22 protein-coding genes are annotated in these 24,773 nt (G+C 61.7%); 6 read left to right on the top strand and 16 right to left on the bottom strand.

Annotation, left to right across the window (positions count from 1 at the left end):
- Positions 1 to 97: 97 nt before the first annotated feature.
- The gene (locus CABTHER_RS09675) at positions 98 to 2,107 is read left to right on the top strand and encodes an arginine--tRNA ligase (protein ID WP_014100456.1); all 2,010 of its coding nucleotides are present in this window, start codon (positions 98 to 100) and stop codon (positions 2,105 to 2,107) included.
- Between the two features lie 72 nt (positions 2,108 to 2,179).
- A complete protein-coding gene (locus tag CABTHER_RS09670) occupies positions 2,180 to 3,073 on the top strand; it encodes a hypothetical protein (RefSeq protein ID WP_014100455.1) in 894 nt (297 codons plus the stop codon).
- Here the strand turns inward: CABTHER_RS09670 and CABTHER_RS09665 are convergent.
- The 5 genes from CABTHER_RS09665 to CABTHER_RS09645 all read right to left on the bottom strand — a co-directional run bounded on the left by CABTHER_RS09665 (position 3,057) and on the right by CABTHER_RS09645 (position 9,343).
- Positions 3,057 to 4,724, bottom strand: coding sequence for a formate--tetrahydrofolate ligase (locus CABTHER_RS09665; protein WP_014100454.1), 1,668 nt, complete (start codon positions 4,722 to 4,724; stop codon positions 3,057 to 3,059). The two genes, CABTHER_RS09670 and CABTHER_RS09665, sit on opposite strands and share 17 nt — an antisense overlap.
- A gap of 169 nt (positions 4,725 to 4,893) precedes the next feature.
- Complete coding sequence (murJ, locus tag CABTHER_RS09660; protein ID WP_014100453.1) at positions 4,894 to 6,504, bottom strand: murein biosynthesis integral membrane protein MurJ; 1,611 nt, start codon at positions 6,502 to 6,504, stop codon at positions 4,894 to 4,896.
- A 47-nt stretch (positions 6,505 to 6,551) separates the two neighbouring features.
- Positions 6,552 to 8,393: an ABC transporter ATP-binding protein gene (locus CABTHER_RS09655; protein WP_014100452.1), complete on the bottom strand. Its 1,842-nt coding sequence runs from the start codon at positions 8,391 to 8,393 to the stop codon at positions 6,552 to 6,554.
- Positions 8,394 to 8,712: 319 nt separating this feature from the next.
- Positions 8,713 to 9,051, bottom strand: coding sequence for a HepT-like ribonuclease domain-containing protein (locus CABTHER_RS09650; protein ID WP_041569196.1), 339 nt, complete (start codon positions 9,049 to 9,051; stop codon positions 8,713 to 8,715).
- Positions 9,038 to 9,343 carry a nucleotidyltransferase family protein gene (locus CABTHER_RS09645; RefSeq protein ID WP_041569842.1) on the bottom strand — a complete coding sequence of 102 codons (306 nt, stop codon included), beginning with the start codon at positions 9,341 to 9,343 and terminating at the stop codon, positions 9,038 to 9,040. Before CABTHER_RS09645 ends, CABTHER_RS09650 begins: the two co-directional genes overlap by 14 nt.
- Before the next feature lie 393 nt (positions 9,344 to 9,736).
- Here CABTHER_RS09645 and CABTHER_RS09640 point away from each other — a divergent pair, with 393 nt between their 5' ends.
- Positions 9,737 to 11,185 carry a M16 family metallopeptidase gene (locus CABTHER_RS09640; protein WP_014100449.1) on the top strand — a complete coding sequence of 483 codons (1,449 nt, stop codon included), beginning with the start codon at positions 9,737 to 9,739 and terminating at the stop codon, positions 11,183 to 11,185.
- A gap of 17 nt (positions 11,186 to 11,202) precedes the next feature.
- Here the strand turns inward: CABTHER_RS09640 and CABTHER_RS09635 are convergent, their stop codons facing one another.
- The 4 genes from CABTHER_RS09635 to CABTHER_RS09620 all read right to left on the bottom strand — a co-directional run bounded on the left by CABTHER_RS09635 (position 11,203) and on the right by CABTHER_RS09620 (position 14,807).
- Complete coding sequence (locus CABTHER_RS09635) at positions 11,203 to 11,859, bottom strand: riboflavin synthase (protein WP_014100448.1); 657 nt, start codon at positions 11,857 to 11,859, stop codon at positions 11,203 to 11,205.
- A 71-nt stretch (positions 11,860 to 11,930) separates the two neighbouring features.
- On the bottom strand, positions 11,931 to 12,509 hold the full coding sequence (locus tag CABTHER_RS09630; protein WP_014100447.1) for a thioredoxin family protein: 579 nt from the start codon (positions 12,507 to 12,509) through the stop codon (positions 11,931 to 11,933).
- Between the two features lie 109 nt (positions 12,510 to 12,618).
- On the bottom strand, positions 12,619 to 13,188 hold the full coding sequence (locus CABTHER_RS09625) for an ankyrin repeat domain-containing protein (protein WP_081464832.1): 570 nt from the start codon (positions 13,186 to 13,188) through the stop codon (positions 12,619 to 12,621).
- Positions 13,189 to 13,265: 77 nt separating this feature from the next.
- A complete protein-coding gene (locus tag CABTHER_RS09620; protein ID WP_014100445.1) occupies positions 13,266 to 14,807 on the bottom strand; it encodes a catalase in 1,542 nt (513 codons plus the stop codon).
- 579 nt (positions 14,808 to 15,386) lie between these two features.
- On the opposite strand from CABTHER_RS09620, the gene CABTHER_RS09615 reads away from it, so the two are divergent.
- On the top strand, positions 15,387 to 16,241 hold the full coding sequence (locus CABTHER_RS09615) for a formylglycine-generating enzyme family protein (protein ID WP_049787495.1): 855 nt from the start codon (positions 15,387 to 15,389) through the stop codon (positions 16,239 to 16,241).
- A 163-nt stretch (positions 16,242 to 16,404) separates the two neighbouring features.
- Positions 16,405 to 17,127: a hypothetical protein gene (locus tag CABTHER_RS09610; RefSeq protein ID WP_148264016.1), complete on the top strand. Its 723-nt coding sequence runs from the start codon at positions 16,405 to 16,407 to the stop codon at positions 17,125 to 17,127.
- Positions 17,128 to 17,206: 79 nt separating this feature from the next.
- Here CABTHER_RS09610 and CABTHER_RS09605 read toward each other — a convergent pair whose 3' ends face one another.
- Together CABTHER_RS09605 and larC are read right to left on the bottom strand one after the other, a co-directional pair.
- Entirely contained in the window at positions 17,207 to 17,920 is a 714-nt protein-coding gene (locus CABTHER_RS09605; RefSeq protein ID WP_014100442.1) for an inorganic pyrophosphatase, read from the bottom strand.
- A gap of 116 nt (positions 17,921 to 18,036) precedes the next feature.
- Positions 18,037 to 19,380 (bottom strand): nickel pincer cofactor biosynthesis protein LarC, encoded by a 1,344-nt coding sequence (gene larC, locus CABTHER_RS09600; protein ID WP_014100441.1) that lies wholly within the window; start codon positions 19,378 to 19,380, stop codon positions 18,037 to 18,039.
- A gap of 142 nt (positions 19,381 to 19,522) precedes the next feature.
- Between larC and CABTHER_RS09595 the strand changes: the two genes are divergently transcribed.
- Positions 19,523 to 20,986 (top strand): trypsin-like peptidase domain-containing protein, encoded by a 1,464-nt coding sequence (locus tag CABTHER_RS09595; protein WP_081464830.1) that lies wholly within the window; start codon positions 19,523 to 19,525, stop codon positions 20,984 to 20,986.
- Here CABTHER_RS09595 and CABTHER_RS09590 read toward each other — a convergent pair.
- The 5 genes from CABTHER_RS09590 to hisA form a co-directional block, all read right to left on the bottom strand.
- Entirely contained in the window at positions 20,973 to 21,737 is a 765-nt protein-coding gene (locus CABTHER_RS09590; protein ID WP_014100439.1) for a glycerophosphodiester phosphodiesterase, read from the bottom strand. The genes CABTHER_RS09595 and CABTHER_RS09590 overlap by 14 nt on opposite strands.
- A 252-nt stretch (positions 21,738 to 21,989) precedes the next feature.
- Positions 21,990 to 22,211, bottom strand: a complete 222-nt coding sequence (locus CABTHER_RS09585; protein WP_014100438.1) for a hypothetical protein — start codon at positions 22,209 to 22,211, stop codon at positions 21,990 to 21,992.
- 4 nt (positions 22,212 to 22,215) lie between these two features.
- Positions 22,216 to 23,295, bottom strand: a complete 1,080-nt coding sequence (locus tag CABTHER_RS09580; protein WP_041569194.1) for an Mrp/NBP35 family ATP-binding protein — start codon at positions 23,293 to 23,295, stop codon at positions 22,216 to 22,218.
- Positions 23,282 to 23,968 (bottom strand): helix-turn-helix transcriptional regulator, encoded by a 687-nt coding sequence (locus tag CABTHER_RS09575; RefSeq protein WP_187288369.1) that lies wholly within the window; start codon positions 23,966 to 23,968, stop codon positions 23,282 to 23,284. The genes CABTHER_RS09580 and CABTHER_RS09575 overlap by 14 nt, the downstream gene beginning before the upstream one ends.
- Before the next feature lie 50 nt (positions 23,969 to 24,018).
- Entirely contained in the window at positions 24,019 to 24,771 is a 753-nt protein-coding gene (gene hisA, locus CABTHER_RS09570; RefSeq protein ID WP_041569835.1) for a 1-(5-phosphoribosyl)-5-[(5-phosphoribosylamino)methylideneamino]imidazole-4-carboxamide isomerase, read from the bottom strand.
- Positions 24,772 to 24,773 lie beyond the last annotated feature (2 nt).

The following is a 24,773-nucleotide window of genomic DNA, read 5'->3' as shown; positions in this document are numbered from 1 at the left end:
TTTGTGAAGGTTGTTGCGGCTGAAGATAGCACAGCCGGGAAGGTCGGAGGACAAACGCCCGTACTGCCCGGCCGCATTTCATGCTAAACATGGCGCTATGTTACACCCGTTGCGAGAAACCGTTCGCCAGGCGGTCAAAACTCTGGTTGAGCGACAGTTTGGCATTGTCCTGCCGGATGTTGCCGTCGAATTTCCCCCCAACGCGACCCTGGGCGATCTGGCAACGCCGGTCGCTTTTGAGGTAGCCAAACGCCGCAAGGCTATCACCGGCGAAAAACACGCACCACGTGACATCGCCCAGACACTGGCCGATGGGTTGCGGACGGTGCTGCCCGATTTCGAGCGGATCGAAGTTGCCGGCGCCGGCTATATCAACCTGTTTCTGAACCGCGCCGAAACCCTGCTGCGGGCGCTCAATGCCCCGCCCGGCGTGCATGCGCCACGTTTCAGGGGAAAGGTCATCGTCGAGCACACGAGCGTCAACCCGAACAAAGCCGCCCACATCGGCCACCTGCGCAATGCCGTGCTGGGCGATGCCCTGGTGCGCCTTCTGCGCGCGACCGGCGAGACGGTTGAAGTCCACAACTACATTGACGACACCGGGGTTCAGGTGGCCGATGTGGTGGTGGGGTTCGTGCACATCGAAGGCAGGTCACTGGGCGAGGTGGCGGCCATTGACGGGAAGTTCGATGACTACTGCTGGGACCTCTATGCCCGCGTCGGTACGTGGTATGCCGAAGATGAGTCGCGCCTGCGCTGGCGGACGGAGACACTCCACGCCATTGAACGCCACGAAGGGGAACTGGCCGCCTTGGGTGCCCATATTGCCGAACGCATCGTGCACTGTCATCTGGCCACAATGGAACGGCTGGGCATCCGCTACGACGTACTTCCCTGTGAAAGCGCCATTTTGCGGCTTGATTTCTGGGCCGAGGCGTTTGAGCGCCTCAAGGCGGCCGGGGCGATTGTCTATGAAGCCGAAGGGCGGCGCGCCGGCTGCTGGGTGATGCGGGCCGGGCAGGAAGCGGCCACGACCGACGACGAACACGACGCCGACAAGATACTTGTGCGCTCAAACGGCACGGTCAACTACACCGGCAAGGACATTGCCTATCACCTGTGGAAACTGGGCATTCTGGAGCGGGATTTCCACTACCGGGCGTTTCACCGCTACGCCGACGGCCACACCGTGTGGATGGGAACGGCTGCTGAAGCGGATGACGCTTCTGCGCCGCCGACGTTCGGACGTGGCGCGGCCTACCTGAATGTCATTGACGTGGGGCAGAGCTATGCCCAGGAGTTCGTCCGGCGGGGCGTCATGTCGTTGGCGCCGGATGCGCTGCGGGACGCCGTTGCCGCCAGCGCCCATGTCGCCTACGAGAAGGTGGCGCTGACGCCGGCAAGCTGCCTGGAGTTGGGTTTCGAGCTGTCCGAAGCTGACCGTCAGCGCCCGTTCATTTCCATGAGCGGACGCAAGGGGCTGGGCGTCAAAGCCGATGACCTGCTGGACCGGCTGGAAAGCAAGGCCCTGGCGCACGTCCAGGCGCACCAGCCCACGCTGTCCGAAACCGAACAGCGCACCATTGCCCATAAAATCGCTGTGGCGGCGGTACGGTACTTTTTGCTCAAATTTGCCCGGACGACACTCATTGCCTTCGATTTTGCCGACGCCATGGCCGAGCAGGGCGAAACAGGGGTGTATCTGCTCTATTCCCTGGTGCGCGTGGCCGGCATCCGCCGCAAGCTGCGCGAGGCCGGTCTGGATTGCCCCAACCCGGCGGCCGTGCTTGCCGGGAACCACACACAGCTCGAAGCCTGGCTGCGGGACGAAGGGAAAACCGCCAATGAGTTCTGGACGCTCATCGGGTTGGTGCTGCGCTATGACACCGTGCTCGTGGAAGCCAGCGAAACGCTGGAACCTTCTGTCATCGCCAAGTATGCTTTCCAACTCGCCCAGGCGTTCAGCGGGTTTTACAACCGGCACAACATCCGGCATGAACCGGATGAGGTTCGGCGGGCATTTCTGCTGGCGCTGGTCAGCCTGGTGGAAAGCCGCCTGCGGGCGGCGCTGGATGTCCTTGGGATTGACGCTCCAGAGCGCATGTAAGCGTATGTAGCTGCCCGGGCCGTGTCCCCCTACGGTCAGCTTTTCCTTTGTGTCCCTGCGAGGTTGGCTGCCATGACGACTTCACCACCACCGACGCTCGACGTGCCGCAATACTGGCTGGCGGATGTGCCGGACACCGCACAGGCTTACCGGCCGGCGTGGTTTGCGGAGTGCAGCCTGAAGTTTCACAGCCTGCGGGCGCGGCTCAAGCATACGGATGAGCGGCTGTTTCTGGCCTGGGTGCCACGGGGAGAAGGCGAGCCGGACTGGGATGCGCCCCCACGCGAGCCGTCCACGGTGCAGGTCAACCAGTTGTGGAAGTCTCCGCCACGCGATCTGCCCCACCGGCAACAAGGCTACCTGCTTACACAGACGGCGCTGACGCGCCACGTCGAGGAGCTGGTGGCGCGGCTTTCACGGCGGGAGAAGCTGCGCCTGTGGTTCAATCAGCAGTTTGATGCGTTTTCCGAAGTTGGGGAGAGCCGCGAAAGCTTCGTCCAACGGCTGGCGGAATCGGCGGCCGAAACCATCGAGGACGAGCTGGCGGCACTCACGGCGCGCGTCAACCTGAAGCTCATGCAGGTGCAGTCTGCCGCCGAGCGCAAGGGCCTTGGGCAGAACCTGCCGGAAGCCAAGCTCAATGAAATCCTGACCGAGCGGCGGCAGGAATTTTTTTCGTCCATTACCCGTCTTGAAGCGCTCTTTTCGAGTGGGGAGCGTCTCATCGTGGCGGCCGAAGACAACCAGCCGCTCAACAGCGTGGTGAGCGACCCGGACCTGCACGAAACGCTGCTTCACATCGAGGCGGATGTCCGCCGGCAGTTGAACGCCCTGTGTACCCGCTGCCTGGAGACGGCCGCCGCCTGTGACCCGTTTGAAATCGGTCTCCAGCCGGGCCAGATCACCGTCCTGCGCAAAGGGCTGCTGTGGCTGCCCGAAACCGGCAGCCCTACGACAGACCGATGATGTTTCCTTCGGCGTCAATGTCAATCCGCTCGGAAGCCGGGACAGCCGGCAGTCCCGGCATGCGCACCAGGTCGCCGGCAATTGGAATGACAAAACCAGCGCCGGCGGCAATTTCGATTTCACGAATGGTCAGCGTAAAGCCGGTGGGGCGTCCGAGCCGGGTTGGGTCGTCGGAAAACGACTTCTGGGTTTTGGCGATGCACACCGGAAGCTGCTCCAGTCCCAGTTCGGCAATCAGGCGGAGATCGCGCCGGGCCCTGGGGAACCACTGCACTTCGCCGGCACCATAGACTCGCGTGGCCACCGTCTCGATTTTGCGCTCGATGGAGTCCGTCAGGTCGTAGAGCGGCTGCCACGACGACGTGGAACGCCCGACCGCAGCCAGGACTTCGTGGGCGAGGGCTTCGGCTCCGGCCCCACCGTGGGCCCAGGTTTCGGACACGGCTGCCGCCACGTGCAGTGCCGCGCAGCGCGCCTGAATCCACGCCATTTCTTCGGCGGTATCACTGGTGAAGCGGTTGATGGCCACGACGGGTTCAAGTCCGAACTGACGGACGTTTTCCAGGTGCTTTTCAAGGTTGCCAAAACCCCGTTCCAGGGCTGCCATATCCGGGGTGGACAGGGTTTCGAGCGCAGCGCCGCCTTGGTATTTCAAGCCCCGCACCGTAGCCACCACAACCACCACGGCCGGCGACAGGCCGGCGGTTCGGCATTTGATGTGCAGAAACTTCTCGCCACCCAGATCGAAGCCGAATCCGGCTTCGGTGACGACGTATTCGCTCAGGTGCAGTCCGGTGCGGGTCGCAATGATCGAGTTTGTCCCCTGCGCAATGTTGGCGAACGGCCCCAGGTGAATGAGGGCGGGACTGCCTTCAAGCGTCTGCACCAGATTGGGCTTGATGGCGTCCTTCAGCAGGGCGGCCATGGCACCGTTGGCTTTGAAGTCGCGGGCATACAGGGGTTGTTTGTCGTGGGTGAGGGCGACGAAGATGCCGCCGAGTTTTTCCTTCAGGTGGTGCAGCGAATCGCACAGACACATGGCGGCCATGACTTCCGAAGCCGCCGTGATGTCAAAACCGGCCTCACGGGGCAGGCCGTTGGCGCGGCCGCCGAGGCCGACGATGATCTGGCGCAGCGCCCGGTCGTTGGTATCGAGAACGCGCTTCCAGCGCACACTGGTGAGATCAATTCCGCCGGGGTTTCGCCGCTGGTGGAGCGCGTTGTCCACGATGGCGGCCAGCAGGTTGTGGGCGGCGGTCACGGCGGCAAAATCACCCGTGAAGTGCAGGTTGATCATGTCCATAGGCGCTACCTGCGACCGTCCGCCGCCGGTGGCGCCGCCCTTGAGGCCGAACACCGGCCCAAGGGATGGCTCCCGCAGGACGGCAACGGCCTGCCGCCCGATCCGGTTGAGGGCATCGGTCAGACCAATTGTGACCGTGGTTTTTCCTTCTCCGGCCGGGGTTGGTGTCATGGCGGAAACAAGGATGAGTTTGCCTTGTCGGGAACTCTCCGGCGCACTGAAGGCAAGTGGCAGTTTGGCGGCATACCGCCCGTATGGTTCCAGTTGGTCGGCGGCCACACCGAGACGTTCGGCAATGGCGGCAATCGGTTGCAGTTTGACAGAGCGTGCAATGGCAAGGTCAGACATGGAATTTTCCCGAAATGAAAAAAATGGAAAACAGAGAATAGGAAATAGGAAATAGAGAATGGGAAATGGAAAATGGAAAATGGAAAATTGAGGATTGATGGCTATCTGTTTTGCGTTTCCTGCTTTTCACTTTCCTGTTTTCTATTCACCATTCCCTATTCACTACTTCCTATTCCCTATTCGCCACTCCCTCATCCCTTCCGGCCAGGCGGCGCAACCGTGCCTGAAGATCGAACGGCGTCAGTCGCAGGACGACGGCGGCTGTCAGGTACACACCGCCGTACAGCGCCAGCCCGCCGAGATCAGCCAGCCAGCGCCACGATGCACCTGAACTGACCGCCGGAGCGACGAGCGAGATGACCGCCCAGGCGCTTCCGGCCGCCAGCAGCGCGCACAGCCACAGTCCGGCACGTTCGAGGCGGTTGTCAGCCAGCGGCCCGATGCGTCCGTGCAGGCTGCGGCGCAGCAGAACGAACTCCACCCAGGCGGCAAGCCCCGAAGCCGCGGCCAGTCCGGCGACGCCCCACGCCGACGGCAGGCCCCACCGGCCTGGCAGGTACAGCGCCGCGACCGCACCGCCTCCTGCGCCCAACCCAACCCGTGCCAGTGCGTAGCGCAGTGGCGTGCGGGTGTCGCCCAGGGCATAAAATCCAGAGGCGTAGAGCCGGGCCTGCGTCGCCGCGCGCAAGCCAATCGCTGCCGCCGCGAGTGTCAGCCAGACGGCCGCCGTGGCGTTGTCATCGAAACGTCCGCCCCGGTAGAGCACGCCGACAATACTGCCGCCCAACACGACAAAAGCCACACTTGAGGGAATGACGAAAAACGACATCTGTCGTACGGCCTGCTTCAGGCGTTCGCGCATCTGGGCGGCCACAGCTTCCGGCGTGCCGGTGGCGCTGGACAGGGCTGGAAGTTCGGCTGCCGAAATCGCCAGCCCGAACAGGCTGACGGGCAGCATGTACACGTCCTGCGCGTAGCCCAGAATGCCGACGGCGCCTGGTGAAATGAGGCTGGCCAGGATGTTGTCCAGATAGCCGCTGATCTGTGCGACGCCCCGGCTGACGAGCGCCGGAAAGAAGTTACCGATGACCTCGCGGGTGGGCGCACCGTCGAGCTGAAAACCCAACTGGAGCGGCGGTGCCATGCGCCAGACCGTCGGAAGCTGTATGGCCAGCATGACGGCGCTTCCCACGACATTGCCCCAGGTCGTCCAGACGACGAGGTGTTCGAGCGGTTGTCCGCCAAACACCAGCAGCGTCAGGATGACGACGAGATTGAGCGCCACGGGCGCAGCGTAAGGCAGCAGAAACCGCCGGTGGCTGTTGAGAACACCCAGACACCAGGCCGACAGCACCAGCAGGCCGATGCCGGGGAAGAAAATCCGTACCAGTGTGACCGTCAGGGCGTAGTTTTCACCGGTAAAGCCGGGCGCAATGAGGCGCGTCAGCCAGGGCGCAAGCGCCATGCCGGCGGCCACGAGTCCGGCCACGACGACGGCCAGCAGACTGAAGATGGCCCCGGCGAGGCGTCCGGCTTCGTCGGTCCGGCCTTCGGCCAGCAGCCGCGCATAGGCTGGAATGAACGAGGCCGAGAGCGCGCCTTCGCCGAGCAGGTTTTGCAGCACGTTCGGAATGCGCTGCGCTGCGCGATAGACCCCGGCCAGATCGGTGTCGCCGAAGTAGTAGGCAAAAACCTTGTTGCGGATGAGTCCCGACACCCGGCTGGCCAGAATGCCCATTCCAACCAGAAGCGCCGCCGGAAGCTTGGGAAACGTCGGCATGCAGGGATTACCTGAAAGGGGCCGCCGCCGGGTGGCCCCGCCATCGTTCAGAGCGCCGCGAGTTCGGCTTCGAGTTTTTGCCGTTCATACAGCGCCGCGTAGCAGCCGCCAAGGGCCACGAGCTGGTCATGCGTTCCCTGTTCGACAATCTGCCCGTCTTCGAGAAACACGATGTGGTCGGCATCCTTGACGGTTGAAATCCGGTGGGCGATGAGGATGGTGGTCCGTCCGCGCATCACCTGCCGGAGATGCCCCAGAATGCGCGCTTCGGTGTCGGTATCCACGGCCGAAAGGGCATCGTCGAGGATGAGGATGCGGGGATTGCGCAGGATGGCGCGGGCCAGCGCCGTGCGTTGTTTCTGTCCGCCGGAAAGGGTGATGCCGCGTTCACCGATGACAGTTTCAAAGCCCTTTGGGAAGCGTTCCACGTCTTCGCGCAGTCCGGCCTGTTCGGCCGCCTGGGCGATGGCTTCGGGCGTTGCCTGCTCAACGCCAAAGGCAATGTTGGCGGCAATGGTATCGCTGAAGAGGAAGGCTTCCTGGGGCGCGTAGCCGATGGCTGCCCGGAGTTGATGCAGGGGATAATCGTGGATGGGCCGCCCGTCAATAAACAGCGTCCCAGGTGGCGCATCGAGCAGCCGGGGAATGAGATTGGCGAGGGTGCTTTTGCCGGCGCCGGTGGAGCCAACTATCGCCAGGGTCGCACCGCGTGGGATGGTGAGCGAAATGTCGCGCAGCACAGGCGGACCCGGCATGCCGTCAGGGCCCGGGTAGGCGAAGGTCAGGTGTCGGAACTCGATGTCGCCGGCAACGGGCGGCAGGTTGGGAACGGCGGCTGCGTCATGAATGGCCGGAGCTTCATCGAAAATTTTGGACAATCGTCCCATGCTGGCCAGTCCGCGCTGGGTGAGGTTGACAACCCAGCCCAGCGCAATCATCGGCCAGACGAGCATGGTCAGGTAGAGGTTGAATTCCACGAACTGCCCCAGGGTCAGCTCGCCGCGCAGAACGAGCCGCCCGCCGTACCACAGCACAATGGCCGGGCCGAGTCCGAACAGGATGTCGAGAACCGGACGAAACAGGGCTGACAGGCGGATGAGTTGCAGGTTGCGTCGGACGAACTCCCGGTTCATGGCGTCGAAGGCGGCTTCTTCAGCGGCTTCCTGGGCGAAGGCGCGCACGACACGGACGCCGGAAAAGTTTTCCTGCGCCTTGGCCGTCACCAGTCCGAAGTATTCCTGAATGCGCTCCGACTGGTCGTGGATGCGCGCCCCAAAGTATTTCGTGGCGGCCGCCGCCAGCGGCAGGGTGATGAGGGCGAAGGCGGTGAGGGTGACGTTGACGGCCACCATGGCGGGCAGAACGAGCAGGACGGTGAACAGTGTGTTGAGGCCGTAGAGTACGGCCGGGCCGATGAGCATGCGTACGGCGCCGATGTCGTTCGTGGCACGCGACATCAGATCGCCAATCCGCTGGCGATGGAAAAAGGACGGCGGTTGCTGCTGGAGATGGGCGTAGAAGGCCTGACGCAGGTCGTATTCGATGTCGCGCGAGCGGTTGATGAGGATGCGCCGCTGCCAGAACAAAAACAGCCCCCGGATGGCGGCGATGCCGACAACCAGCCCGGCATAGCGTGCGATCTTGGACTGCGTGACGCCCCTGCCAAGGTCATCCACAGCCGTACGAATCACCTGTGGCGACAGCAGGTTGATATAGGCGCTGGCCAGAATGCACAGCCCGCCGAGCAGAAAGCTGGGCCAGTAGGGCGCGCAGAAGCGGAGCAGGCGCTGCCACGGGGTGAGCGTGGGGCTGGAAGGTTGGGCTGAAGATGCAGCGGTTGGCGCTGAAGCAACGGGCGAGGCGAGTGAGGCTGTGGGAGAAGAACTCATGGTTTACAGGGCTGAAGCCGTCTGCCGGTTTCGGTGCGCCGTGGTCGCGCCCGGCGCGGAAGCGTCTTTATAGCCGGGAACTGGCTGGCATGACATGCGCCCCCGCCAGTTTTCATCACTCATGTTGCTGAAAAGCGGTTGCGGCAGATAGTGTTACGATGCCCCGGAAACATCACTCTGCGCCGTGCAGTAAGACAGCGTTTTTATGTGTTCCCGAGCGATTCATAATGGCTTTTATAACCCAGCAGGCTGTTCAGTCACGTCAGCCGAACGAGGTGATTTTTCAGCTTGACGCATTGCTGGATGCTATTGGGCTTGCTTATTTCTCGCCCAATAACTCGGAAAGAATCCGCGTAAGTGGGGGAAGGTCTTCTTGCACGGTCTTCCAAAGAATATCCAGGTTGATGTCGAAGTAGGCATGAACCAGCCGGTGGCGCATGCCGACAATATCTTCCCATGGAATCTCTGGCAGAGTGCGTCGTGTATCCTCCGTGATTCGATAAGCCGCTTCGCCAATGATTTCAATATCCTTGACCAAGGCAAGCGTCAGCTTGCGATCGCTGTCCAAATCCTGACGGCGGCTGTTTTGAGCAAATTCGATAGCTTCCCGGGCGGCATCGAGCATGTGCTGCAAGCGGATACGGTCATTCCTGCGCATACTGCACCTCCGCTTCATTCAGCACGTCCTGACGAAAATACCGGCTCAGGTCTTCCGGCGTGCGTACATCAACCTTGCGCCCGCCGAGAAGATTTGAAAGTTCGCGCTCCATACGCGCTATGCCAAACAGTCCAGGGATGTGCTCCGGCTCGAACTCAACCAGAATGTCAATGTCACTGTTCTCGTTGAAATCGGAACGCAAGGCGGAACCGAATACTGCCAGACGCCGGATGTGGTGAAGGCGGCAGAACTCAGCAACCTGGTCTTTGGGGAATCGTATCCGCTCGTGCATCATGCACCTCCAACGTTGCGAACCGGTGTTCTTTGAGTAGCCGATCCATTGATCGTGCACCAGAGATGTGCGAACCGCTGTTGCCGTAAGCTTGCGACAGACCGGAGAACACGCCCTTCATCGTCACCAACGCGCCGCTTCTGCACATCCAGCCCCGGCAGGTTGTTTTCCGGTTCCAGTGTACACCTTGCGCGTTGTTGTCTTTGCGGGTTCTGGATCACGAGTCCGACGAAGGGACTTCCCAGCGTGCCTGAGTCGGGATGGTCAACCTGCGGCGGGGTCGCCACAGCCGCCGACGACATTGACGCCCCGGCCGCGTCCCGCCAAGATGCCCTCCGGGCCAGCCCCTGCCGCCGCCGTACTCCACGCTCCCACACCGGAAATACCTGCACCATGCGCCTTTGGTTTCTCATCTGCCTGACGCTCTGGTTTTCAACTGTAGGAACCGCCCTGCCGCCGGGCAGCATCCAGCGCGCTGCCCAACGGCCCGCTCCCGCCAAAGCGCCTGATGCTTCGGCCCCGGAGTACGCCCAGCTTTTCAACCGCCAACTGCCAAACGGCCTCGAAGTCATCGTCTATGAAGACCACGCCGTACCGCTGGTGACGATTGAACTTGCCTGCCGCAACGGTTCCTTCACCGAGCCGCCCGAACTCAACGGCCTGTCGCACCTTTACGAGCACATGTTCTTCAAGGCCAACCGGGCCGTGAAAAATCAGGAAACCTACCTGCGCACCATTGGCGAACTGGGCATCATTTACAACGGCACAACAAACACCGAGCTGGTCAACTACTACTTCACCACGCTCAGCCGGCATCTGCCCACGGCGCTGCGCTTCATGCGGGATGCCGCCCTGTACCCGGCTTTCGACGAGGAGGAATTTGCCCGCGAAAAAGAAGTCGTACTAGGCGAAATAGACCGCAATGAGTCAAATCCCTACTACTACCTTTCAACCGAAATGACGCGGCGGCTGTTTGCCACCTATACCAGCCGCAAAAATCCCCTTGGGACGCGCGAAACCGTGGCTGCGGCAACAACCGATCAGATGCGGCTCATCCAGCAGCGGTACTATGTGCCGAACAACGCCGCCGTCCTCGTTGCCGGCGATGTCGAACCCGAAGAGGCCTTTCGCCTCGTGGCAACGTATTTCGGAGACTGGCCGCGTGGTGAAGACCCGTTCAAAAAGTACCCGTTGGTGGAACATCCGCCGCTGAAAGCAAGTGAAGGCGTCGTGGTGACGCAGCCCGTGCAGAACGTCACCATTCAGATCGGCTGGCACGGCCCTTCGATTGGCAAGGACGATGCAGCCACCTACGCGGCAGATGTGTTCTCGTTCATCCTGCGGCAGCCAAACAGCCGTTTCCAGCGGGCGCTCGTGGACAGCGGTCTCGCTACCGGCGTGGATTTGATCTACCTGACCCAGCGCAACGTCGGCCCGATTACCCTCACGCTGCAAACCACACCGGAGAAAGCCCGCGCCGCCCTGCGCGCCATCTATGCCGAAATCGAACATTTTGCCGACGCCGACTACTTCACGGATGAAGAACTCAGCGTGGCCAAAACCCTGCTTGAGGCCGAAGACCTGTTTTCGCGGGAGAAGGTCAGCGAGCACGTTCACTCGCTGAGTTTCTGGTGGGCTTCAACCGGACTGGACTACTTTCGCGGCTACCTGCCAACCCTGCGGAAAACCTCGCGGGCCGACATTCAGCGTTACCTTCGCCGCTACATTCTGGGGCAGCCTCACGTCGCTGTTGCCCTGATGTCGCCCGAAGCAGCTTCCAGTCTGAAGCTGACCGAAGCCGAACTCGTTGGTGAGCAACGGGCCTTGGCTACGGCGCATTGACCGTTTTGCCCGGCTGCCTAGTAACCCAGCGCGCGCAGGTGCTCGGCCGTCAGCCGGGACGCCGACGAAGGTGATGACGAAGACGATGAATACTGCAAAAGGCGTTCGACGTACTTGGCGAGCACATCGGCTTCGAGGTTGACGGGTGCCCCGGGCGTAAGGTGGGGCAGTGTCGTCCAGGCGAGCGTCGTCGGGATGACGGCAATTTCAAACCAGTCCTCGCCGAGCGCGGCAATCGTCAGGCTGATGCCATCCACCGCAATGCTGCCCTTGTGCACGAGGTAGCGTCCGATGTCCGGCGGAAAACCAAAGCGCATCGTGACGGCGTTTCCACTGGGACGGCGCGAAAGAAAGCGGCCGATGGCGTCCACGTGGCCCTGCACGATGTGTCCGCCCAGGCGCGCGCCGACGGCAACGGCCCGCTCCAGATTGACGCCTGCGCCGGGGGTGAGCTGGCCCAGGTTGGACACCCGCAGGGTTTCTTCGGAGGCGTCGGCCGTAAAGCCGGCGCCGGTCAGGGAAGTCACTGTCAGGCAGACGCCGTTGACAGCAATGCTGTCGCCGATGTGCGTGCCCTCCAGAACGGTTCTGGCGGCAATGGACAGAACGCCGCCGGTAGAGCGCCGCCGGAGCTGTTCCAGATGGCCGACTTCCTCGATGATGCCGGTAAACATACTCGCCCTCGTTCAGGCCTGCCTTTGTTCAGGCCTGCCTTCGTCAGGTACACCCTTGTTCAAACACCGGATCAGGCATAGGACGGCGCATTGCCCGGCCGCCACTTGATGTTGCAGCCGACGCTGGGCTTTTGTCCGTCCAGCGGCGGCTCACCGGCCAGCACCGCATCCAGTGCCCGGCGCAGGTCTTGCCCCGTAACCGGAAGGCCGTTGCCGGGGCGGCTGTCATCCATCTGCCCACGATAGACGAGTTTGCGTGTCCGGTCATAGACAAAGAAATCCGGGGTGCAGGCTGCCTGGAAAGCTTTGGCTACTTCCTGGGTTTCATCGTAGGCGTAGGGAAACTGGAAACCGAGTTCCTGCGCCATGGCTTTCAGCGATTCCGGCGCGTCTTCGGGATAGGTGGCGGCGTCATTCGAGCTGATGGCGAGGACGCCAACGCCTTTGGCGACATACTCGTTGGCCAGCGCCGTGAGTTCCCGCTGGACGTGCTTGACGTAAGGACAATGGCGGCAGATGAACATCACGAGCAGCGCCGGGCAGTCGGCAAAGGTGGCTGGTGACAGAGGGCGTCCGGTGGTGACATCCGCCAGCGTGAAATCCGGCAGCGGCGTTCCCAGCGCGAGCATGGTGGATGGCGTCAAGGCCATGGATGAGTGCCTCCCTTGTGCGCAAAGCGTGATGCGGAAGTTCTAGGCCGAAAGGGTGTGGGCTGGCAAACGCACCCGGCAAACGGGACGGCCGTTTACTGTGCCCGGCTTACTGTGCGCCGTGGCGTTGCAGCAGCGCCGCCATGTCCTCGTGTCCCTGCCCACGGGCGAGGCTGAGCGCCGTCTGACCGTTGTCGTCCACGGCATTGACGTCAGCGCCGCATTCGATGAGCAGTTCGGCAATTGGCAGCCGGTTGAATAGAGCAGCAAACATAAGGGCCGTGGCTCCATTGGCATTGACGGCATTGACCTTGGCACCGTGGTCCACAAGGGCCCTGGCAATGCCGATGTGTCCCTTGAAGCAGGCCGCCATGAGCGCACTGTTGCCAAGTTTGTCGTGGGCATTGGGGTTGGCCTTGTGTTCGAGCAGAAACGTCACCAGGTCTACATGACCGTAGTATGCGGCCAGAATGAGCGCTGTCGAGCCACGGGCGTCGGTTTGTTCGATGTCGGCGCCAGCTTGGAGCTGTGCCGCGACGGCCGGCAGATCGCCAGCCCGGGCGGCATCGAGCAGGTTCATCGGCGTGGATTGCTGGTGGGATGTCTGGGCCGGCGTCATTCCGGCCAGGGTCCCCAACAACCAGAGTGATAGCAGAACGACAGAGCGCAGAGCAGTCATGATGTAACCTCCGGGGATGCAGGCCAGTTGGGCGCGGCCTTTGGGCCTGTTCTGCCCAAAGGCCGCCGCGAAGGGAATTATTCAAGTTGTGCGGCAGCGGCTTTGACTTCATCCATGGACAGTCCCAGCACTTGGGCGAGCCGGGAACCATAGTCAGCGTCGGCTTTGTAGAAGTGGCTGACCATCCTGACTTGGACGGCGCGGTTGCGAACCTGTTTGAGGTCGCTGGCCAGATTGGCAATCAGGTTGGCGCGTTCCTGCTCGCTGAAAGAGCGGTAGAGTTCGCCGGCCTGCGCAAAGTCCTGACGTTTCTGGATGGGCCGCTGCTGGGTTGTGCCGGACAGCGGGACGGGAGTTGCCTTGTAGCCGGGATGGGTGCGGTAGGGTGCAACTGCATCGCTGGCGTGAAAGTTGACGTCGGAAGCCATGCGCCGGGCGCTCAGTGCGCCGTCCTGATTGAAGTTGTTGACGCGCACCACCGGACGGTTGACTTCCAACTGCTGAAAGTTGGGGCCCAGACGATGCCGTTGCGTGTCGAAGTAGGAAAACAGCCGCCCTTGGAGCAGCCGGTCTTCACTCGGCTCAATGCCGGGAACGAGATTGCCCGGTGAAAATGCCGACTGTTCCGACGCTTCAAAGAAGTTGTCGGGGATGCGGTTGAGTGTCATCCTGCCAATCGCCATGGATGGCACAAGGTTTTCGGGCCAAATCTTGGTGGCGTCCAGCGGATTGAAGTCGAAGCGGTCAACATCCTTTGGGTCAAGGATTTGAACCCGCAGTTCCCAGGACGGGAAGTTGCCCTTTCGGATGTTTTCGTAGAGATCAATCGTGGCGTGGGAAAACTCATCCGCCTGGATGCGGCGGGCTTCTTCGGCCGTCAGGTTGCGGACGCCCTGCAGGGACTTCCACGTGTACTTGACATATCTGACCTCGCCACGGGCATTGACCCACTTGAAGGCGTGGACGCCGAAGCCGTTCATCTCACGGTAGTTGGCCGGAATGCCATAGTCTGAAAAAAGAAACGTCAGCATGTGGGTGGATTCCGGCGTGTGGGCAAAAAACTCGAAGAAGCGGTTGGGGTCCTGCCTGTTGGTGATGGGAGACGGTTTGAGCGAATGCACCATGTCGGGGAACTGGATGGCGTCCCGGATGAAAAAGACCGGCAGGTTGTTCCCCACGATGTCGTAGTTGCCCTCTTCCGTGTAGAACTTCACGGCAAAGCCACGCGGGTCACGCAGCGTTTCGGGTGAACCGCTGGGGTGGATGACCGTCGAGAAGCGGACAAAAACGGGTGTTTTCCTGCCCTTTTCGCTGAGAAAGGCGGCGCGTGTCAGGGCAGAGTAGTCGCCATAACTGACAAACTCGCCGTACGCCCCGGCCCCACGCGCGTGGACGACACGTTCCGGGATGCGTTCCCGGTCAAAAGCCGCCAGTTTTTCAATCAGGTGAATGTCCTGAAGCAGTACAGGCCCGTGTTCACCGGCGGTTTGGGAGTTTTTGTTGTCGCCAACGGGTGCGCCGTTGTTGAGGGTGAGGGGTTGTTGTGCCCACGTCGTCGTTGCCAGGGCGACCGTCACAAGCGCCGCGCCACAGAAGTGAAGGCGTTTGAGTTGTGTCATCGGAAGAACCTCCTTGGGATGTCAGGCTGGTTGAAACGTCAGGCTGGAGACCTACGCCCCTGCCGGTGGTCTCCGGGTGTCGTCACCCGGTGGTTGTCAGTCACCGATCTGGCCGGGAACCCATGGCGTTCAGGTCAGTTCGCAGAAAATTCTTAGACTTTCTCTTGATTTGAATCTCATCCAGATCATAGGGCAGACCTCTGTGCTCTTTGCCCCAAGCGCGGCAGGCCCACGCCCGGTCTTCCTGCGGCTGTACTGTCCGTCGGTAACACCACCTCCCGTCACGCCCGGTTGGTTGGTGGCGGGGACCAGTGACGACACTGATTAGACTAAATCTAATTTATAAGGTTGTCAAGATTGAAAGCTGCTGTCCCTGGCCGTTCCTGCACCGGGGTTGCACCCAAATTCCGCCCGGAAGCTGATTCGTAACACGGTATTAAGCTTTTTCCTGTTTGATACGAATGAAAGTTCACCCTCAAGAGTTCACCCCATGCGTTGCTTTCCAAAACTGCAACGATGAACAGTGTTGATGCTGTCGCCCAAGCAGGCAGAGTTGCGCAAGAACGAGGAGACAGAAAAATGTGGAGTGCTTTGTCGGAAAAGCGGTCACCAATCCTGATCGGTTGGTGTGTCGTGTGGATGAGTTGCTTCCTTGCCTCCGGTTGTGACCGGGAGGCGACGCCGGCCGCCAACAGTACACCTGGCACCCCGGCGCGGGCGAAAAGCAAAGCCCAACCGCTCGACCTCAACAACCTGCCCAAGACCATGGCGGGCGTGGCCGGCATTGAACTGGTACTCATTCCGGCCGGCGAGTTCACCATGGGGGAAGCCGGTGGTGAACCGGATGAGCAGCCGGCGCACCGGGTCAAGATCAGCCAGCCTTTCTACCTTGGCAAATACGAAGTCACCCAGGCCCAGTGGAAGCAGATTATGGGCAACAACCCGAGCAAGTTCGTCGGCGACGACCTGCCCGTGGACAGCGTTTCCTGGAAGGACGTGCAAACCTTTCTTCAGCGTCTGAATGATGCGGACGACCCGTTCTTCTACCGCCTGCCGACGGAAGCCGAATGGGAATATGCCTGCCGCGCCGGAGGAAGCGGCAAATATGCGGGCAATCTCGATGCCATGGCCTGGTACTTCGACAACGCCGCCGGCCGGACGCACCCGGTGGGGCGGAAAGAACCCAACGCCTTTGGCCTGCACGACATGCACGGGAACGTCCGGGAGTGGTGCCAGGACTGGTACGATGACCTCTACTACAAAAAGACGCCCGGTGAGGACCCGACCGGGCCGACGAACGGCACCTGGCGGGCGATTCGCGGTGGCTCCTACTTTGCCAATGCTGCTGCCTGCCGATCAGCCGTACGCTACAAACTCGACCCCGAACTCAAGCTCGATTCGGTTGGCTTTCGGGTTGCGGCCAGTGTTCGCTAGCTCCGGCATTCGGCCGAGTGGGCTTTTGGCCAGTGTTGGCAAAAGGGCGATATGCTGGCTTCCGGCCCCCTGTGTATCAGGCGGGCCCTTACCCTCTTTCTAAAAATCGTGTTGGCTGGTAAAAAAGACGGCTTGATTTTTTCAGAGGAGAGGAATTGTCACCGTGCCGTCTGCACCTTTGTTCTCACCTGTTGCTGCATTTTCTTCCGTTCCTTCAGAACCGGGCCTGCGACGCGGGCTGCTGGCTCTCAGTTTCAGCGCCGTTGCGCTGGTGCTTGTCGGGTGCGACACCAAGGACACCCCCAAGCCGCCCGACCAGCAGCCCGCTGCGCAGGCGGCCCCGACCGAGCAATCACCAGCGCCGCCAGCCGAGGCTGCGCCGGCCGAGGATGAACTGGAGATCATCTCGACCGACAAAAAGAAGAAAACCATCACCTTCCGCGACAAAAAGACCGGGAAGACCGAAACGCTCCCGATGGACGAGTTTTACAAACGTGCCAGCGAGCGGGAGAAGGCGCGCGCGCAAAAGGCCCAGCCGCAGCTTCAGCCCGGCATCAAGGAGGTCAAGCCGGAAGACCTGCCGCCGTGGGTGGTGATCTACCCCAACGCGGAAATCAAGAACAACCTTCAGGCTGAAAATCCGAACACACTGGCCGGGCGCCTCATCATGGCCTCGGATGATGCACCGGAAACCGTGGCCAATTTCTATGAGAAGCTGCTCAAGGACAGCGAATTCACCGTCGTCCGCACGGGTTCCGGTGAGACCCAGGCCGTCAGCGCCCGCCGTCAATCCGGTGAGGTGGTCATGGTTTCGGCGATGCCCAACAAAGAGCTGAAGAAGACAACCGTGATGCTGAACTACATGAGAATGGCTACCAACAAATAAGTAGCACTGATGCCCCCCAACCGGGCGTTGTACGTAAGGGAGCCAAGGGAATCGCTTCGTGGGGAGCCGGGCTGGCCGGTCAGGCGCGCATCGCCTGCGCTTCAGCTTCTCCGCCGGCCAGCGCCCGGTTGAGCAGGGTTTCAAACTCACCGTACGACTCCAGGTAATCCTCCCGGCTCAACTGGATGATGTGTTGCGCTTCGGCGGCGTCATAGATGTGGGTGATTTCCGTACGCCGCTCGGTGGCGCCGGGAATTTCCTTGTAGGTCAGAAAGTAGTGCCGCAGCCGCTCGACCAGATTCTTCGGGCACTCTGAAATGTCGCGCCATTCCCCATAGACTTCATCGTTGCGGAGCACGGCAATGATTTTGTCGTCGGCTTCGTTGCCGTCAATCATCCGCAACCCGCCAATCGGGATGGCCTGCACGAGAATGTCGCTGTGGTGAATTGGCTTTTCGGTCAGCACACAGATGTCGAGGGGGTCGCCGTCGCCCGCCATGTCTGTCCGCCCGGTGCGTTCAGCACAGAATGCTCCAATCCGCCTGCCACAGTAGGTCTGCGGAATGAGACCGTAGAGCGTCGGGCAGTGGTTGGAATACTTCTGCGGACGGTCAACCTTGAGGTGCCCGGTCATCTTGTCGAGTTCGTATTTGATGGCGTCCGTCGGCACGATTTCAATGTAGGCCGTAACCTGCGCGGGGGCCTGCTCGCCGATGGAGACGCCATGCCACGGGTGGGCTTTGAACAGGGTCCGCATCATCTTCCACAAAATGGCTTCCAGGGTTTTGTCCATGACGGCTATATCCAGTCTCCTCAAACATTTGTCCGCACAGCGGGGGACATCGCACGGATGATGAACCGTGACGCGGTGGGTGGCTCCTCCGGCCGGTGCGGCTGTGGGTTTCGTGCTTATTCTGCACTGGCAGTTCGTTGCTTTTCGTACGCTTCACGCGCCGCAGCATAGACCTGCTGCAGCGGGCGTCCCGTCGCTTCCGCCAGACGGCGGCAAGCTTCATATTCCGGGCTGACCTTTTCCGTGCCGTCCGCCAGTGTCGCTACCTTGACCTCCACTTCGCCGTCTGGCGTGACGACGCGAACCTGCCGGCGCGGCAGGATGTGGCGCAGCGCAGGACGTACCCGGACGCCCAGAGTCGTGGTTTCACGGAAGATGAGCTGTGCCAGCCGCTCTTCGTCTGTGGGACGGCAGAGGACGCTCAGCAGCACCGCTGGCCGGTTTTTTTTCATATAGACGGGCGTGAAAAAGACATCGAGCGCACCGGCGGCGAGCAGCCGCTCCAGAACGTAGCCCAGTTCCTGCGGTGACTGGTCATCCAGGTTGGCTTCAAGGGTGGAAATGCGCTGGAGGGACGGCGTTTCTTCATCCGGGCGGTCGGCCGGCTGCCCGTCCGTGCCGAGAAACACCCGCAGGGCATTGGGAAATCCCGGTGTGTCGCGCGTGCCGGCGCCGTAGCCGGTGTGGGTGACGGTAAACGGCGGCGTCCGGGTGTAGCTCCGGCACAGGGTGGTGATGATGGCGGCGCCGGTCGGCGTTGTGAATTCGCCTTCCACGTCGCCGGCATAAAACGGCACGCCTTTGAGCAGTTCCGCCGTGCCCGGGGCCGGAATCGGATAGCGTCCATGCGCACAGGCGACAAAGCCAAAGCCAACGCGCAACGGCGCGGAGGTGATGTGTTCGACGCCCAACTGCTCAAGGCAAAGACATGCGCCCACGATGTCCACGATGGCGTCCACTGCACCGACTTCGTGGAAGTGAACGTCCTCCGGGGAAATGCCGTGGACGCGCCCTTCGACTTCAGCCAGTCGCCAGAAGATTGCCTTGGCCCTGGCTCTGACCCGCGCGTTCAGATCGGCGGCATCGAGAAGGGCCAGAATTTCACGGATGCCGCGCCCGTGGTGATGGTCGTGACGGTGTAGTTCCTGTGGGTGTGGTTCGTGGTGATGCGGTTCCGGGTGAGGGTGATGATGCTCATGGTGGCCTTCGTGCGGGTGCCGGTGCGGGATGGCTTCGGCATCAGAAGTATCCGTGAGGCGTACATCGAATTTGGCGCAGTCAATGGCGGCACGCCGGACGCGGCGCAGGGAAAGCGTATAGCCGCCGAGTCCGAGTTGTTCCAGGTCAGACTGGAGGCGGTCAAAGGAAGCGCCGGCATCCAGCAGGGCGCCGATGATCATGTCGCCGCTGGCACCGGCAAACGTATCGAAGTGAAGGTGACGGGCGTGAACCGTGGACATGCGGGCGTTTCTCACTTGCGCGGATGGAATGCGACGCTGCACCATGGGGCGCTTACTGCCATGATGCAAGTCTGTTCGGTAACGCAACGTGCCGACTTCTGAACAGCCGTCACAACCAGTCTCACCGGGGAGGGCAAAGAGGATGGCGACGAGGTGGCAGCGCATCCGTTGGATGGGCGTCGGCTTTGTCCTGGCCGTTGCCGGCGTGGGGTTGCTGTGGGGATGGCCTCCTGCCCGGTGGCCGGTTTCCCGGGCAATGCCCAACCCGACGGCTGATGCCCTCAGTCTGGCCTTCAGCCGTGTTGCCCAGCAGGCGCGGACGGCCGTGGTCAACATCCGTGCCGCCGGACCCAGCCTGGCGCGTGGCATGGGCGGGGCAACCGGTTCGGGCTTTGTGATTGACCGCGAAGGTCACATCGTGACAAACCTCCACGTCGTCCAGCAGGCCACACGCCTGACCGTACGCCTGGCCGACGGCACGCAGCTCCCGGCGCGCCTGGTGGCCGGCGACGCTGAAACGGACATCGCCGTTCTCAAGCTCATCGGACGCGCCGACATTCAGCCGCTGACTTTCGGAGATTCCGACGCTCTGCGCGTCGGCGAGTGGGTCGTGGCCATTGGCAGTCCCTTTGGTTTGGATCAGACCGTGACCACGGGTGTCATCAGCGCCAAAGACCGTGTGACCGACCGGCGGAATACGCTGCAACAGTTTCTCCAGACCGATGCTGCCATCAACTTTGGCAACTCCGGCGGCCCACTGCTCAACCTCGCCGGTGAAGTCATCGGCGTCAACACGCAGATAGCTTCACGCGACGGGAGCTACAGCGGCATTGGGTTTGCCCTGCCGTCGGCGACGGTGCGCGAAGTTGTCCGCCAGTTGATTGAGCGGGGACAGGTTTCACGCAGTTTGCTGGGCGTGCAGGTGGATCGCGTCACACCGCAATTCGCGCGGGTGTACGGCCTGCCCAATGACCACGGGGCGCTCATCCAGCACGTCGAAGAAGGTGGTGCGGCCTATGCTGCCGGGCTGCGCAGTGGGGATGTCGTGGTGGCGTATGCCGGACGACCCATTACCAGCGAACGGGACCTCATCCGTGAACTGGCAGCAACCCCCGGCGATACTACGGTGGAAGTCCGTTACTTCCGGGATGGCAAGCCAACCTCGGTGATGCTCCGAACGGAAGAGCGTGTATCGCCAGCGGTGCGTACCATGCGCCCGCGTTTCGAGCGGCGAGGTGGGCCCTCCAGCGATGCGTTGCCGGAGGAACCGGAGACAGCTCTGCGCCGCTTGGGGCTGAGTGTGGCGGATGCCTCGCCGCTCAAGCTCATGCAGCTTGGCGTCAAGGACCTGTATGCCGGGCAGGCAGGCGTCCTGATCACGGAAGTCAGTCCGGTGGGCTTGGCGGCCGAAAACGGTTTGCAGGAAGGGATGCTGATTACAGCAGTGAATCGGCACACGGTGCGGACGGTGGATGAGTTTCTGGCGCGGTTGGGCACGCTGCGTCCGGGCGATGACTTGGTGCTGGCCGTGAGCCGTCCGCTCGGAAGGACGCCACAGGGCGAACGCCGCGCCGTCACCAACTTCTTTTCGTTCACGCTGCCGTGAGCCGTTCCATCCGGGCATCCAGCCAGGCCACGACCCGCGCCGGGTAATCGGTCACGATGCCATCCACGCCACAGGCCACCACGCGCTCCAGGTCGGCTTCATCATTGACCGTCCAGGTGTTGACCTGAAGCCCCCGGCGGTGCGCCTGCGCCACCCCGTGCGCCGTAACCAGCCTGTGGTGTGGATGCAGCGCCCGTAACCGGAGCCACCAGGTGACCGGGAGATGGCGCAAATACCAGCGCGACTGCGGGCGGTACAGATAGGCCAGGGACAGACGGGCATCAGCCTGCTGAAGCCGCCACAGCACCAGAGGATTGAATGAGGACACCAGACAGCGCCCGTGCAGACCGAACCGGGCGACAAGCTGTGCCACGGCGCGCTCTTCCCCGTGGCTGTGCAGGTCGTCGTTTTTGATTTCGACGTTGATGAGTTTGTCCGCCGGAAGCCGGGCAAAGACCTCTTCGAGCGTAGGGATGGTTTCACGCCCAAAGCCTGTCCCCCGCCCAAAGTCAAAGCCGCGCAGGTCAGACAGGGAGAGATGGGCAATCCGCCCGGTGCCATCCGAGGTGCGGTCAACCGTCTCATCGTGGATGACGACGGCCTCACCCGACGCACAGCAGCGCACATCGAGTTCAATCCCATCGGCCCTTTCAGCAAACGCCTGCTGAAAACCCGCGTGAGTGTTCTCCGGGCAGGTGCCGGCCGCGCCACGGTGTCCAAAAACCAGTGGGCGCCGGGGCACGGAAGACATAAAAGGGGAAAACCTGCGTAAAAAGGAGGAAACCGGGTTGCCAGTTGGAACCAAGAGGTGTATAACTGCGTTAGTTCAGTTGCCCTGTGACGGCAGGGCATGGGTCGTCAAAAACCCAGCAAATTTCGTTTCCTGCCACGAAACGAAATCCGTCAACCCGCCTCGATCACAACGCGCTGTGAATCGGAAGCCCCCTTCCCAATCGGGAAGGGGGCTTCTTCCCCATTGTGGGGAAGAATGGTTCAGACGAGGTCAGGCTGCTGCCCGCGCCGGACTATCGTCGTGGATGTCCACCTGGATGAGTCCGTTGCGGTACAGGGCATAACCACTGGCGGTACTGGCGATGATGGATGGAATGCCACGTTCGGCAAACCACCGCTGCCAACGCTCCAAGTCACGATAACCTTCGGACTTCTTGCTCTTGACAAAGGTGGAAAAGCGGTTTTCTTCACAAATTTTGACCATCTGTCCCATGTCTTTACCCTCCAAGGTTCAGTTCAGGAAGTTCAGGGGAAGCCATCGCCGCCACGGAAACCTGGGCGGCCAGTCGTTCGGCAATGGCCTGAAAGGCTTTGGCTTGCGTGCTCTGGGGGTAACCAACGACGACCGGCACGCCACTGTCGCCGCCTTCCCGGACTTCGATACTCAGGGGGATTTCGCCGAGAAAAACTGTCTCAAACTGTTTGGCCATTTTCTCGCCCCCACCCTGCCCGAAGATGTAGATCGGTTCGGGGATGTTGGGGTGGGTGAAGTAGCTCATATTTTCGACAATCCCGAAAACCGGGATGCCAACCTGTTTGAACATGTTGAAAGCCTTGCGTACGTCGGCCAGCGCCACTTCCTGCGGGGTCGTCACCAGTACGGCACCGGAAACCGGCACAAGCTGCGCCAGGGAAAGCTGTACGTCACCAGTGCCCGGCGGCATGTCCACCACCAGGTAATCCAGTTCGCCCCACTCGACATCCCGCAGAAACTGCTGCACCACGCCGTGGAGCATCGGCCCGCGCATGATGACCGGCTTGTCGCCGCGATTGATCAACCCAATGGACATAAACTTCACGCCGTGGGCTTCGCGGGGGATGATCTTGTTGCCCCGTACCCGTGGCTCTTCAATAACGCCCATCATGATGGGAACGTTCGGGCCATATACGTCCGTGTCGAGCAATCCCACACGCGCGCCGGTCTGGGCCAGCGCCACGGCCAGGTTGACGGCGACCGTGGACTTGCCGACGCCGCCTTTACCGGAGCTGACAGCAATGATGTTGCGCACGCCGGGGATGCCGGCCTTTTCCGGGATGCCACGTCCCTGCGGAACCTGGGCTTCCATTTTGACTGTCACCTGTTTGACGCCGGGAATGGCCGCCACGACCTCCCGCGCCTGATGTTCGAGCTGCTCCTTGACCGGACAGGCCGGGGTCGTCAGGACAAAGCGAAAGGACACGGCCCCGTTGTCAATCGTCACGTCCCGAATCATCCCCAGTGAGACGACATCCCGGTGTAAGTCGGGGTCGTGGACCGCCCGGAGTGCGTCGAGGACTTGCTGTTCAAGAATTCGCATGACGGGATCGTTCCTGTGGATTGGTCGTGGGTTGCTGTGAAGGTGGAAAGATACGGTAGGCGCAGGCCCTGTCGCCGTCCGCAAGCCGTTGCTCACGAACGACCTCTCCCCCTAATAACGCTTCGTACAGTTGGCGTTCCTGCGTACACAACTCCGAAAAAGCCGTGGCGACGTTAATGGTTGGGCAGTTACGCTCGATGAGCCGGAACGAACCATCGGGGAGAGCTTCGTACTCGGCAAGATACCCCCGCTCGATGAGAAACTCTGCGAGTTTTGCTACACGCGCGGCAAAATCCAGCGGTGCCAACTGCGGCGCCAGATGCCGCAGCACCTGTTCGGCGCGGGCGCTGATGACCCGCAGCATGCCCTCCCGGCCAAAACACTCGTGGGTCATCTGGAGCAGTTCACACGCCAGAACGTCATAACTGCGGGGAAAAAGCTCCGCGGCCTGCGCCGTCAGGGAGTAGTAGTAACTTGGTCGCCCGCGCCCGTGGGCAACAGCGCGGTAGGTCACATACCCCTGGCGCTCCAGGATTTCGAGGTGACGGCGCGTGCTGACACGGGTCAACCCCAAGGCAGCCGCCAGTGCCTCGTTCGTCATTTCACCGTGCTGCTTGAGCAGCCGGATGATGTCACTGCGATGTTCTTTGAGAAGCGCCGAAAACGTTGTCATGGCATGCCGGAGCATGCCGTAGAAGGGGGATTTTTGTCAATAAAAAACTTTTATTTTTCCAAAATCCCACGCTGCGCGGCCTGCCGGGCTTCACCCAGGGTGAAACGCTGCTCATACAGCGCCTTGCCGACGATACACCCTTCAATCACACCGGTGGCGGCCAGCGCCTGAATATCTGCCAGTTCGGCCACGCCCCCTGAAGCGATGACCTGAAGCCCGGTTGCCCGCGCCAGTTCCGCCGTGGCCGCGACATTGACGCCGCTGAGCATGCCGTCCCGGGCAACGTCCGTGTAGATGACACGCCCGACGCCTTGCGCCTTGACCTGAAGCGCCAGCTCGATGGGCGTGTGCTGGCTGTCAGTCTGCCACCCATGGGTGACCACGCGGTTGTGACGGGCGTCAATCCCGACGACGACCGCCGCCGGGCCAAACCGCGCCAGAAACTGATCGAGCACCTCCGGCTGCTCGACAGCCACCGTGCCAAGGATGATGCGCTTCACGCCGAGATCAAAGAGCCGTTCGGCGTCGGCCGGGTGGCGGATGCCACCGCCGAACTGGATCGGAAGGTCAATGTGCTGCGCCAGCCGCGCCGTGGCCGTAAGGTTTTCAGCGTCGCTGTCTTCAAAAGCGCCGTCCAGATTGACGACGTGAAGCCACGTGGCGCCTTCTTCCTGCCACTGCCGGGCAACAGCCAGAGGATCATCGGCATAGACCGTAACGTTGGTTTTTTCTCCCTGCCGCAGACGGACACATCTGCCGTGGCGTAAATCAATCGCCGGGATGACTTCAAAATCCTGTGACATGG

It is taken from the genome of Chloracidobacterium thermophilum B (assembly GCF_000226295.1).
In the GTDB taxonomy this organism is placed as follows: Bacteria; Acidobacteriota; Blastocatellia; order Chloracidobacteriales; family Chloracidobacteriaceae; genus Chloracidobacterium; species Chloracidobacterium thermophilum.
The sequence above is the reverse complement of the archived record's forward strand: the minus strand, read 5'-3'. Positions and strand labels throughout refer to the sequence as shown.